This window comes from Paenibacillus sp. FSL K6-1566, from assembly GCF_038050475.1.
Classification (GTDB): domain Bacteria; phylum Bacillota; class Bacilli; order Paenibacillales; family Paenibacillaceae; genus Paenibacillus_AQ; species Paenibacillus_AQ lactis.
Map to the genome: position 1 here is coordinate 6,183,389 of NZ_JBBOSR010000001.1, position 12,646 is coordinate 6,196,034.

Below are 12,646 nucleotides of genomic sequence, written 5' to 3' on the forward strand. Positions count from 1 at the left end.
ATATTTTGTGTGTATAGATAAATGGAATAGTTGGCATTCGATATATGCATTTTACCTATGAAAGCAATCGCTGTAAAATTTCATTAAAATGAAAGTGCAAAAAGTCGGTTTTTCAGCACCGAGAAGGTTGGATGAAGTTAGGGACTGAGGAGCGGAGCGTACGTTTTGGGTACGTGAGCCCCGGAAGGCCCGGCTGAATTCAAGATTCGATGCCGAGCTACTTCGTGACTCACTTCGTGATCAAAAAACGACTTTTTGAACAACCTCTTAAAACATGAAAACAAGGAGGCGGAGGCCGGTCATGAAAAACATCATCAAGGGAAGCCTGCAAGTGGCCGGTTTCATGCTGCTGTCGATTCTGATGAGTCAGCTTGCCAAACTGGCCCATATTCCGATACCCGGAAGCATTCTCGGCATCGCCGTGGTCTTCATTCTCCTCGAAACGGGCGTCCTGAAGCTGGAGTGGATTGAACTCGGCGCCAATTGGCTCCTTGCCGAGCTCCTGCTCTTCTTCATTCCCGCCGCAGTCGGGGTCATGAATTACTTCACCGTACTTGAAGCCGACGGATTCCGGATTCTGGCCGTCGTCCTGCTCAGCACCGTTCTCGTCATGGCGGGCTCGGGATTGACGGCAACCTTAATTTCTTCAAGAAAGGAGCGTAAATCATCATGACAACTTTGCTATCCGTCCTGACGGGTTTGCTGCTGACCATCGGCATCTATGCCGGAGCCAAGCGATTATACCGCCGTGTGCCGAAGGTCTATCTGTCCCCGCTCCTTATTACTCCGCTGCTTATTATTGTGATCTTGACCCAGTCGGGCATATCCTATGATGCATATAATGAAGGTGCGAAGTGGATCAGTAAACTGCTGGAGCCGGCAACCGTCGCATTTGCCGTCCCGCTGTACAAAAACTTTCAAACCCTTAAGCGCCATGCGGCTGAAATTATATGCGGCGTCGCAGCCGGTTCCGTGCTTGCAATGGTGTCCTCCGGCATGCTGGCCAAATGGATGCATTTGAGCAGCCCGCTTGCCACAAGCCTGATTCCGCGCTCGATCACGACACCCATAGCCATGAATGTGTCCGAGGTCATCGGCGGCTTGCCCAGCATGACCGCCGTATTCGTCATCATGACCGGTATTCTCGGCTCCATGGTCGGGCCCTCGATTATGCGGATTTTCCGGATTCGGGGAGATATCGCACGCGGAATTTTGTTCGGGACCGCGGCACATGGGACCGGGACTTCAAAGGCGTTCGAATTCAGCTCGCTGTCCGGAACCATTTCCAGCATCTCCATGATTATGGCGGCGCTGTTTACCCTCGGTGCCGCGCCGATGATGATGGCATTTTTACACTAGAAGAGCTTTACTTCGATAAAATCGGCCTCGGGCCGGTTTTTTCATTGTTTAATTTCGGTTGTTATGCGAAGAATATGGACTTACTTTAACTCTTTGACAACCTCCTTCGAAGAGGTCATAATAAATTCTGTTCATAACTTTTGTAAAATTTATGGGTTAATTAGTTGTAAACGCAGCTGTCGGCAAGCCGCGTTTAACTCTGCTCTTAGCCGCTAAGGTATCGTATAAGCGGTACGAAGAACGCGCTTTGCACTGGACTGATCAGAGAGCATCATCAACATCGTAAAATCTGCATGTGCGACATGAAAGGAAGGCGATACAGGTGTTTTCCATCTCACGGTTTCGTTTAACCATTACGAAGCCATTTATATTTTTCTCCGTCATTATGCTGCTTAAGAGCTACTTGGCCTGGGTCGTCATATTTGACGATGTGCTTCCGTGGAGGCCGCTGATTACGGAGATCCCCTTTATCTGGCTCGTGTTCAGCTTGATTGAGTGGTTTGCCTCCAAGCGCAAGCTTGCTGTCTACATGGGCGTCAACCTGTTGTTGACCGCCATTTTCTTCGCGGCCATCATGTATTATAAATATTACGGCGTTATCGTCACTTATCATGCACTAGAGCAGGTGAACCAAGTCACTGCGGTGAGCAACAGCGTATTTTCGCTCATGGATCCGTACTACCTGCTGATCTTCACCGACATTATCGTATTGTTCGTGCTCCTTTGGCGCAGCGACCGCGTCAAGAACTGGAAGAACCGGCACACCAAGAAGGAGAAGCGGAAGTTTGCGCCGATTATGTTCGTGCTCTCCCTGATGCTCTGCCTCTTCCAGATTATGCCGAACCGGGCAAGCATGAACGAAATCGTGAAGGCACAGGAAATGGGCATCCTGAATTATGAAGCGTACACCATTTTCCAGCAGGAGAATAAAAAGCTCGAGGATGCCAAGGCGATTACACAGGCTCGAATCAACGAACTAAAGGGCCTTCAGCCCGCCGAGAAGCCTGTGTTATCCGGCGCAGCCAAGGGCAAGAACCTGATCATCATTCAAATGGAATCCTTTCAGAATTTCCTGATCGATTTGAAGATTGACGGCAAGGAAATTACGCCGAACATGAATAAGCTCGCCCGTGAGAGCCTGTACTTCCCGAACTTCTTCCAGAACGTTGGACAGGGCAACACCTCGGATGCCGAGTTTGTTGTCAACACGTCCTTCTACATTCCTCCGCGGGGAGCGGCGACGCAGCATTATGCGGACCGGGTTCTTCCGAGCCTGCCGAGACTGATGCAAAGCCAAGGCTACGATACGGCAACCTTCCATACGAATGTGGTGGAATTCTGGAACCGCGGCGAGCTGTACAAGGCCCTTGGGTTCAACCGTTATTACGATAAAGCCTTCTTCGGGGAGGATGATAAGCTGTTCTTCGGCGCATCGGATGACGCGCTGTATACCAAAACGGCGGCCGAGCTGGAGAAGATGCACGAGACGGGCAAGCCGTTCTATACGCAGATCATATCGATGTCGGCCCACCATCCGTTCACCATTCCGGAAGAGAAATACCGGATGACGCTGCCGGAGCGGTATGAAGGCACCTTCGTCGGCGACTATATCCGTGCGCAAAACTATGCGGATGACGCCCTCGGCAAATTCATCGAGCAGCTGAAGAAGGACGGCATATGGGACGACAGCCTGATTGTCGTCTACGGCGACCATCTCGGTCTGCCGATTTATTCCTTGGACAACAAGGATAAAGAGCTGATGCAGGAGATCTACGGCCGGGAGTACACTTCAGCCGATATGATCAACATCCCGCTCATGATTCACGGTAATGGTCTGGAGCCGGCCGTGAAGGAGCAAGTCGGCGGGCAGATCGATCTGCTGCCGACCATTGCGAACCTGCTAGGCGCTCCGCTCGATGACCAGCTTCACTTCGGTCAGGACCTGCTGAACCATGCGGACAGCAATCTGCTGCCGGAGCGGTATTATCTGCCGTCCGGGACGTTCATCAACAATACGACCATGTACATCCCGGGGATCGGCTTCGAGGATGGCACCAAGCATCCGCTGCCTCATCAAGATAAGGCGTCCACCCAAGCTTCGCGGGAAGAGTTCGAACGCGCCTTGCAGCTCCTCCATCTGTCCGACAGTTATGTCAGACAGCTTCCGCTCCATAAATAATAACAAAGCATGCAAGGACCTCACCCGTCTGTTTGGGTGAGGTCCTTTTTTCTTCGACAGATGCCGCCAAGGCAATCCTGAAGCGGACTTTCATCGGCTTAACCAACTGACATTTGACATAGTGGCACACTTTTTCTTATGATGTATAACAATATACCTTGTTTTAAATATGATGATCGTGGTGAAATTAGGTACAACAACGAGATTCATTGAATCATATGAACGCATTTCAGCCATATATTTGTTAGAGCAAATCGATTACGAATTCTAGGAGTGACGATCCGACTTGGACCCCATACGAAGGATAAACAGAATTATATGTTCCGCTCTTGGCTTCATGCTGCTCTCTTACGTTACGCCCGCGCTCGGCGAGGATCTGTCTGATTCCGTTATTGCCCAGCAAGGGATGGAGGCGCCCGAAGGAGCATATCCAGCCCCGGCCCCCGTGCCCAAAAGCCCGGATCCCGTCCGGCTGATGCTGGAGCTGCCTCGCCATGAGTCTCTGCTTTCCTTGAATGACGTTACATGCTCCACTGAAACCGATATGTTCCTGATCCTCAAGCACATGATGCTCGAACCTTTGAAGTTCCGGTCGAATTATGTTGACAGCCATGTATAGTTGACACTGGTTATTTAAAAACTAATTCAGATCAGAAAGAAAAAGGATGTGTTTTGTTTGGATGACAATATTGGCCTAAATATATTTCTTGTTGTATTATTAATCGCCGCTACAGCTTTCTTCGTTATGACGGAATTTGCCATCATCAGGCTTCGTCCCAGCCGGGTCGACCAATTGGTCATGGAAGGGCGTAAAGGTGCGCTCGCGGTTAAAAAGGTGACGTCCAACCTCGACGGCTACCTGTCGGCGTGTCAGCTCGGGATTACGATCACCGCGCTCGGCCTCGGTTGGCTCGGGGAACCGACCATCGAGAAGATTCTGCATCCGGTATTCGACAATTTCGCGATTCCGGCCGCCATATCTTCGTTGATCTCGTTCCTGCTCGCGTTCATCATCATGACATATATTCACGTCGTGATCGGCGAGCTTGCGCCGAAGACCATCGCGATCAATAAAGCCGAAGCCGTTACGTTCTTGTGCGCGACGCCGATTATCTGGTTTAACCGCATCATGTATCCGTTCATCTGGCTTCTGAACGGCTCGGCGAATAAAATCGTCCGCCTGTTCGGCATGCACCCTGCAAGCGAGCATGAAGAGGCTCACTCCGAGGAAGAGCTGCGCATGATTCTAAGCGACAGCTATGAGAGCGGCAAGATCAACCAGGCCGAATACGGCTACGTTAGCCGGATCTTCGCCTTCGACGATATGCTCGCCAAGGAAATCATGGTGCCCCGCACCGATATGATCTGCCTCTATGTCGATAAGCCGCTGTCTGCGAACCTGCAGATCATCAAGCGTGAGCAGTATACCCGTTTCCCGGTCGTCCGGGGGGATAAGGACCAGATTGTCGGTACGATTAACACCAAGCAGTTCTTCCTGGAGTTCGACGACAATTCGAACATGGACCTGACCAAGCTGATTCATCCGGCGATGACGGTATCCGAAGCGATTCCGATCAAGAAGCTGCTGCGGAAGATGCAGCTGGAAGGCACGCATATGGCTATCCTGATCGATGAATACGGCGGCACGTCCGGCATGATCACCATCGAGGACATTCTGGAAGAGATCGTCGGTGAAATACGCGACGAATTCGACGAGGATGAAGAACGCGAGCTCATCCAGCCCGAGCCGAACCGCATTATCGCGGACGGCAAGGTGCCGATCAACCGGATCAATGATCTGCTGCACACCGACCTGTCCACGGACGATCTGGACACGATCGGCGGCTGGCTGTACGGACACAACTCGGAGCTGTCCAAGGGCGACATCTGGACATACGAGAACTTGACCTTCACCGTCTTGGAGAAGAAGACGCATCGCTATACGAAGCTTCAAATCGTCAAAGAGGTTGCCGAGGAATCGATGCAGGAAGCATCGGCGGCTTTAGCCGGAGAACGTGATTCCTAATCGTGAGTCCTTAGGCATAGATGATAGATACAACCGCCGTACAGGCCCCAGTGGGCCGGTACGGCGGTTTTTATCTGTGCACGCAACAAGAGAGCCTAACGGGTATCGCTGATATGCATCACATAGGATGGCGATTGTCCATTTTACTGCTTTAATAAGTTACTCCAACGCTGTAATATAGAAAATAACATTTCTCACTTACGGGAGGCGGCATATTATGAATCGTCAAATTGCCATCATCGGGAGCAGCGGCGGCAATCTGTATAATTTGGGCGGCAAGGAGCCCCGCAAACTACTGGACGAAATCCTGGTGCAGATGGAGAGCGCGGGGCTGTCGTGCGGGGCGCTGCAGTTCATTGCTGCGGGGGTTTCCATGGATGCTGCCAAGGAGACCACACCTGCGGCGCTCTACAGCTGGAGCTCTTCGCAGGGGGCACCTGTCATAATCGCTGAGGGCACTCTGCAGCAGGTCAATCAAGCCGCAGAGCGGCTGGACCGGGAAATTGCCGAGCAGATTGAGCTCGGAGAGATAGACGGAGTCATCGTCATGAGCGCTGACCCGGAGGGCAGCAACCGCCATGCGGTGGAAGCCTGCGCCAAATACAAGCTGCCGGTGACCGGAACCGGCGGCACCTCGATGGCGATGATTCAGGCGAAAGGCGTGCATGTGATTGCCGCTTCCGGCACGACGGGAACGACGAACCGGACCCGTGCCGTTACGTTCGTCACTTCGCTCAGCAAGCATTGGCGGATTCCGTACCGCCCGGTGATCGGCACAGCCCAGGCATCTTCCTCTTCCGGTTCGGGAAGCAGCGCATCGCCCTGGCGCAGAATTAATATTCGCGGCATGATGATGGCATCGCTCCCTGGCTTTATCGGGATGGCATTGGTGCTGGCTGTGAGTAAAATCCCCGGCTTGTCGGCATTATCCGAGGTATTCGACCTGATGATCAAAGCGCTGCCGGTCATCCTTGCCGCTATCGCTGCCAAGCAGGTATCCGAGCTGGACGAGGTATCGATCGTGGCCGGTATCGTGGCCGGCATCCTGTCCGTAGAGGGAGGCATCATCGGGGTCATCATCGGGGGCATCGGCGCCGGGATCATCGTCCATTACCTGTTCCGTAAATGCGTGGAATGGCGCTTCCCCGCGACGACGGTCAATATCGTCGCCGGAGGCATATCCGGTCTTATTGCCGGGCTGATCGTCTACTTCCTTATTGCGCCGATTGCGCTCAGCGCGGGTGAAGGCATCCGCACGCTGATCGAAACGCTCGTCTCCTGGAGCCCGGTCATGGCGGGGCTGATTGCCGGCCTGCTCATCTGGCCTGCCATCATCGGCGGCGTATACCATGCCGCCATCCTCCCTATTGTTCTGCTGGAAATGGAGACGACGAGCAACAGCTTCCTGGGTGCCGTCGACATGGTGGGCCTGGTGATGGTGTCGGCAGGAATCACGCTGGCCAACATGATCGCCCCCCGCGACAAGGGAGAAGCGGCGGTTGCGGCGCCGGGATTCGCCATGAATATGGGCTTCGGCACATTCGTTGAAGCCGCGTATCCCTTCATGTTCTCGAACAAGCTGGTTTTTGCAGGCGCGATTGCTTCAGCCGGTCTCGGCGGCATGCTGGTCGGACTGTTCGGCGTTCGGGGAACGGCCTACGTGCCTTCCTTTGTCGGTCCGATCACATCCAACAACACGTTCGGCTTCCTGATCTCAATGCTGGCGAGCCTGCTCTGCTCTTTCTTGATCACCTTCTTCGTTAACAAAATGTACGTCTACCGGAGCGCCAAGGGCACGATCGGCATGTAATGTAATAGGCAAGCGAGGCGTTACGGCGCTTCGGGCTTAGAATTACGGTAACACTCCATAAAACGGCCTGGGGGGCATCCTCGAGGCCGTTCTTTATTCGACAGAGAGAGCTTTTTCTGTGCAGACTCGTGTCGCATCTTGGAATCACTCTACCAACACTGGTAAAATAGGAGATACGGCCTTCAACATTTAAACGGCTTTATCTAGCCATGGGGCAACTCTAAGCGCCTGCAACAGTTCCTTAACCGGTTCCGTGCAGACGCTCGGATTAGAAAGAGGGGATAATTGACACAATGACGATGATCGGTATTGATCTTGGGACGACAAACAGCCTTGCGGCTTATTGGGCCGAGGACCGGGCGGCAATCATCCCGAACGTGCTCGGAGAGCACCTCACACCTTCGGTCGTAAGCGTTGACGACAACGGGGAGATTTTGGTCGGCCGGGTTGCGCAGGAGCGGCTTATCACGCATCCGCAAGCGACGGCAGCAACGTTCAAACGATTTATGGGGACAGAAAAAACCTACGCGCTCGGCCCTCACACCTTCACGCCGGAAGAGCTCTCATCCTTCATCATCAAAGCGCTGAAGGCCGATGCCGAAGCTTATTTGGGCGAGACGGTGACGGAAGCCGTCATCAGCGTTCCCGCCTACTTCAACGATACCCAGCGCAAGGCAACGAAGACGGCCGCGGAATTGGCCGGTCTCAAGGTGGAGCGGCTCATCAGCGAGCCGACGGCTGCGGCGGTTGCCTATGGATTGCACCAGGAGAGCCCCGAAACGAAATTTCTCGTATTCGACCTGGGCGGCGGCACATTCGATGTATCCATACTGGAATTGTTCGAAGGCATCATGGATGTGAAATCCATTGCCGGCGATAACTTTCTGGGGGGCGAGGATTTTACGGAGCTCCTCTTTACGCACTTTTTACATACGCATGACTTGAATGCCGAAGATCTCAGTGCCAAAACGAGATCGCTGATCTATAAGCAGGCCGAAATGTGCAAGCTGGCCCTCGGCCAGGAAAACGAAGCCAAGATGACCGTCCCTGCCGAGACCGGCAGCTTGGAGCTGCGCATAAGCCGGACGGAATTTGAAAAGCTTGCCCAGCCGCTTCTGCTCCGTCTGCGCCAGCCGATCGAGCGTGCGCTGCGGGACGCTTCCCTTACACCTTCCGAATTGGACGCCATTATTCTCATCGGCGGAGCCACGCGCATGCCGCTGATTCGCAGCGTCATTGGCAGGATGTTCGGCCGGATGCCCTACAGCAACATTCATCCCGATGAGACGGTTGCGATCGGTGCGGCGATCCAAACGGCACTGAAGCAGCGCAACCAAGCGCTGGAAGAGATGATTTTAACGGATGTGTGCCCGTACACCCTCGGTACCAGCGTTGTGCGGGAGATGGGAGGCGGCCAATATTCAACAGGGCATTTCCTCCCGATTATCGAACGGAACACGCCGATACCGGTCAGCCGGGTCGAGCGCCTCTACACGATTTCCGATAATCAGCGGCAAATGACCGTCGATGTGTATCAAGGGGAGAGCCGGCGCGTGGAGAACAACATTAAGCTCGGTGAGCTCCGGATCAAAATTCCGCCGGCCCCGGCGGGGGAGCAGAGCATTGACGTGCGCTATACGTATGATATCAACGGCATTTTGGAGGTCGAGGTCATCAGCGTGGCAACCGGCGAGAAAAAAAGAGCGGTCATCGAAAGCAACGCCGGCTCCATGACCAAGGAGCAGATCGAGGCCCGGCTTGCCGAGCTGAAGGATATCAAGATCCATCCCCGGGATCGTACGGAGAACAGGCTGCTGATCGCAAGAGGCGAGCGGCTGTACGAGGAATCGCTGGGCGACCGCCGAGAGATGATTGCCCGGCTGATTCAGCAGTTCGAGATGCAGCTGCAGACGCAAAATGAGCAAGTGGTTAAACAGGCCGCCGAAGCGCTCAAGGAGCAGCTGGATCAGATCGAAAGGTGGATGGATTTGACATGAGTGTATGGGACATTTTGGGGATCGAAGCAACCGGAGATACATCAGCCATCAAAAGAGCCTATGCGAAAAAGCTGAGACTCCACCACCCGGAGGATGACCCGGAGGGCTATCAGCGCCTTCGCGAGGCTTATGATTCCGCGCTTACGATGGCGCCTTACGTTGAGCCGGAGAAGGATGAGCGCCTGGATTTCGATGAGCCAGCCGCTTACGATGGCGGCCAGACGGCGCTCTCTGGCGGCGAGCTTTGGACGGGTGAAGAAATAGACGATTACCCCGCATCCGGACAATCTCCGGCTGCTTCTGATTATTACAGAGAACCGCTTCTCCACGCCCGCGAGCCGATTCCGCAGGACCCGATTGAGCAGTTCATCGATGAGATCGACGAAATTTATGAGAATTTCCAGGCGCGCATCGATCCCGAGGCCTGGGAGGACGCGCTTAACCGGGACATCGTATGGGATGTGGAGCGGAGCGGGGAACTGCAGTACGAACTGATGGACTTTCTGGAGGATCATCGCCATCTCCCCCGCCCGGTATGGCAGCGGCTTGACGACATGTTTCACTTCACGGAGAACAAGGAAGACCTGCTGGAGGAATACCCCGATTCGCTCATCGAATATATCATGAGCCAAATTAACGGTACCTCCGAGCTGCGGTACGAGTGCTTTAAGGAGCATCCCGCTCAGGATATCGATATCGAGCAGTATCTTGATCTGAGGGAACAGGGACAGTACATGTTGAAGGAAGGCGAGCTGGAAGAAGCCCTCGACAATTTAACCCGCGCCAACGAGATATATCCTCATGATCCCGACCTTCAGCTTATGCTCGGTAAATGCCATGTGCGGACCGGCAACCTGACCGCCGCGGACGAATGCTTCGGTCAAGCCATCCGGCTGGCGCCGGAGGAGCTTGATGGATATTGGCACCGTGCCCAGAGCCGGTTCGAGCAGGCGGATTACTCGTCCGCATTGAGCGACCTTGAGAAGGTGCTGGGCCAAGAGCCGGAAAATACCGATGCGCTCTGCCTGAAAGGACGATGTTATATAGGACTTGAGGAGATAGATCAGGCACGGGATATCTTGAAACAGTCCAATCAGCTCGAGAATCCCCATATTCACTCGTATATCTACCTGTGCATGGCGTCCAACAAGCATAAATACGGCCGGAGACACATCACAGCCGCTGACCGGTGGCGGTCATGGAGAAGCAATCTGTTATTCGATACGCTCATGGTGCTCCGCTTAAGCTGGCTCTACATTCTGGTTTATCTAGCTCTGCAAATATTCTTCGACCTGCACCCGGTATATACGTGGCTATTGATTGCCGTCATCCTGTGGAACACCTGGAAGGCCATCAAAGTGCATTGGGTGCTTGCAACCTAGAAAGGAGGCATTCGCATCATGGAAGGATTCAGCCGCAAGCACAAGAAAAGAATCGAGCTCTACCTCCGCTGCTTGTCCAGCGTTTGTATCGATAGCATGCTGGGCTATTATTATATTCCTTATGAATTTCATTCCTCGGAGCGCTGGCTGCGAAAAGGCGTGATGAAAAAAGCGCTGGCTGACTGGAAGATCACGGACGCGGCCTCCCTCAAGGAGCGTATCGATTTTTTGCTAAACGACGGCCACTGCCAGGAATACCTGGACATTCATAACCGTTTGTCCGCCCTAACCCTCAAGGCACGCGAGCGTTATCTCGAGGACGCCAAAGACGATCCCGATTACAAAAAAATGATCGTTGTCGGCAAATGGATGGGGATGCTGCCTTCGGCCGATATCGCCGCATTAGGCGGGGGCTGGGCCATCCTTCTTAGCCGGATCGGACGGATCTATCGCTTCCTGAGCGAAGAGGAGGCCTGGGAGATCAAACAAAAGGCAGCGGCCCTCCTGCAGCAGCATTACCGCAGCTGGGACGAATATCTTACCGCCTTTGCGGCCGGCACGCATTTTATCAAAGAGGATATCGCAATGAAGTACTCCCACCATGTTATAAGCAGAGCCAGCAACATCCTCGGGGGCAGCAAGCTTGCCTACAATAAGGTGCCTTGGGATCTAAGCCTGCTGCCGGACAAGCACGCTTCGGCCAGCATGTCGGCCTCAGTCTGACTGAACCTGGGTAACTGACGCTTGCGCTTGCGCGAACAAAGGCGGGAAACTCCCCTATCCCGAAATAAACAAAAGCCAGGACAGACCGAATAAAGGCTCTGCCTGGCTTTTTCAATTCTACAATTTACGGAGCTCGATGTCCGAAGTGCCCGTGATCCGCGAAATGTCGAACTCCCTGAACTGATACGTCGGCGTCGCATCTTGCAAGGCGCCACTCCCCTTCTCCAGCTTCGCTGCATTGGCGGGCGTGTTCAGTTTTGCCGGATAATACTCGATCTGAAGATCGGTCTTGCCCGGAACCGTAACTCCGGGCAGCTGCTTGACCAGCTCCAGAATGCGCTCCTTCTCTTGGTCCAGGCTGCCCTCCGCAACATCGGCAAACACCACGATGTCTACATTCTGGCTAACCGGCTCGCCGCTGCAGGAATCCAGCTTGTCGTACTCCCGCACCACCTGCTTCATATTGCAGCTCACCCAGGCCTGAACGAAAGCGCCGTCCGGATACAGCCGGTCGATGACCGGCTCCGCCTTGTCACGAAGCTGCGCCCCCCATACACGATTGAGGTAGGTTTCACCGGATGGGACCGGCGGGCTGCCGTCGGTGCTGTCCAGCGTGAATTCCAGCTCAGGAGCTCCTTCGGGAATCGCCGTAAGATTGTATGATCCGACAGCCCATATATGGTCCATCTTGGTGACCTTGAACGGCTCGCCGTATTTTTGCTCCAAATAATGTTCGGCGGCTTCCCGAACAACCTGCTTCTCCGCAGCCGACTTGGTAAACGGGGCGGTTCCCTCCGTGTAACCGACATACACGGATCCGGCAAGCAAGAGGAGGCCGATCACCGTGCGCGCGGCGATGGCACCTGGTGAAGACAGCTGCCGCTGCCGTTTCTGCTCCAGCCACGGTTTTTTCGGCGACCGGTAGGTAAAATAAATAATCGTGATCACGATGCCCGCAATATGCAGCGCAAGTGCAGCCGGCAGCGCCAAAAAGCCGAGAAAGCCGAGCGTCAGCAGCAGAAAATAAAGCACAGCTCCCTGCAGCGCCATAAGCAGCGCCCCGGTAATGATCAGCATCGGGGTCCCGATGTAGAATAGGCCGAGGCCTGTAAAGATCACGGAAAGCACCACCGCGGTCAGCTGATGTTTCTTCACTGGTCATCCCTCCTT

General features: G+C 54.1%; 10 protein-coding genes. 8 read left to right on the forward strand and 2 right to left on the reverse strand.

The window, feature by feature from the left end; all coding sequences use genetic code 11:
- Positions 1–301: 301 nt before the first annotated feature.
- The 3 genes from NST08_RS27730 (at position 302) to NST08_RS27740 (ending at position 3,538) form a co-directional block, all read left to right on the forward strand.
- A complete protein-coding gene (locus tag NST08_RS27730; protein WP_007128874.1) occupies positions 302–673 on the forward strand; it encodes a CidA/LrgA family protein in 372 nt (123 codons plus the stop codon).
- Positions 670–1,359 carry a CidB/LrgB family autolysis modulator gene (locus tag NST08_RS27735; protein WP_007128875.1) on the forward strand — a complete coding sequence of 230 codons (690 nt, stop codon included), beginning with the start codon at positions 670–672 and terminating at the stop codon, positions 1,357–1,359. The genes NST08_RS27730 and NST08_RS27735 overlap by 4 nt, the downstream gene beginning before the upstream one ends.
- Positions 1,360–1,681: 322 nt before the next feature.
- Entirely contained in the window at positions 1,682–3,538 is a 1,857-nt protein-coding gene (locus NST08_RS27740) for an LTA synthase family protein (RefSeq protein WP_007128876.1), read from the forward strand.
- Between the two features lie 244 nt (positions 3,539–3,782).
- Here NST08_RS27740 and NST08_RS27745 read toward each other — a convergent pair whose 3' ends face one another.
- Complete coding sequence (locus tag NST08_RS27745) at positions 3,783–4,034, reverse strand: hypothetical protein (protein ID WP_251535782.1); 252 nt, start codon at positions 4,032–4,034, stop codon at positions 3,783–3,785.
- A 180-nt stretch (positions 4,035–4,214) separates the two neighbouring features.
- On the opposite strand from NST08_RS27745, the gene NST08_RS27750 reads away from it, so the two are divergent.
- From NST08_RS27750 to NST08_RS27770, 5 genes are all read left to right on the forward strand, one after another.
- Positions 4,215–5,564, forward strand: a complete 1,350-nt coding sequence (locus tag NST08_RS27750; RefSeq protein WP_028404092.1) for a hemolysin family protein — start codon at positions 4,215–4,217, stop codon at positions 5,562–5,564.
- A gap of 217 nt (positions 5,565–5,781) precedes the next feature.
- The gene (locus NST08_RS27755) at positions 5,782–7,374 is read left to right on the forward strand and encodes a PTS sugar transporter (protein ID WP_341342533.1); all 1,593 of its coding nucleotides are present in this window, start codon (positions 5,782–5,784) and stop codon (positions 7,372–7,374) included.
- Between the two features lie 293 nt (positions 7,375–7,667).
- Positions 7,668–9,371 carry a molecular chaperone HscC gene (locus tag NST08_RS27760; RefSeq protein WP_341342534.1) on the forward strand — a complete coding sequence of 568 codons (1,704 nt, stop codon included), beginning with the start codon at positions 7,668–7,670 and terminating at the stop codon, positions 9,369–9,371.
- On the forward strand, positions 9,368–10,753 hold the full coding sequence (locus NST08_RS27765) for a tetratricopeptide repeat protein (RefSeq protein WP_341342535.1): 1,386 nt from the start codon (positions 9,368–9,370) through the stop codon (positions 10,751–10,753). Before NST08_RS27760 ends, NST08_RS27765 begins: the two co-directional genes overlap by 4 nt.
- A gap of 18 nt (positions 10,754–10,771) precedes the next feature.
- A complete protein-coding gene (locus NST08_RS27770; protein WP_341342536.1) occupies positions 10,772–11,476 on the forward strand; it encodes a DUF1266 domain-containing protein in 705 nt (234 codons plus the stop codon).
- Positions 11,477–11,593: 117 nt separating this feature from the next.
- Here NST08_RS27770 and NST08_RS27775 read toward each other — a convergent pair whose 3' ends face one another.
- Positions 11,594–12,631, reverse strand: coding sequence for a hypothetical protein (locus NST08_RS27775; RefSeq protein ID WP_341342537.1), 1,038 nt, complete (start codon positions 12,629–12,631; stop codon positions 11,594–11,596).
- Positions 12,632–12,646 lie beyond the last annotated feature (15 nt).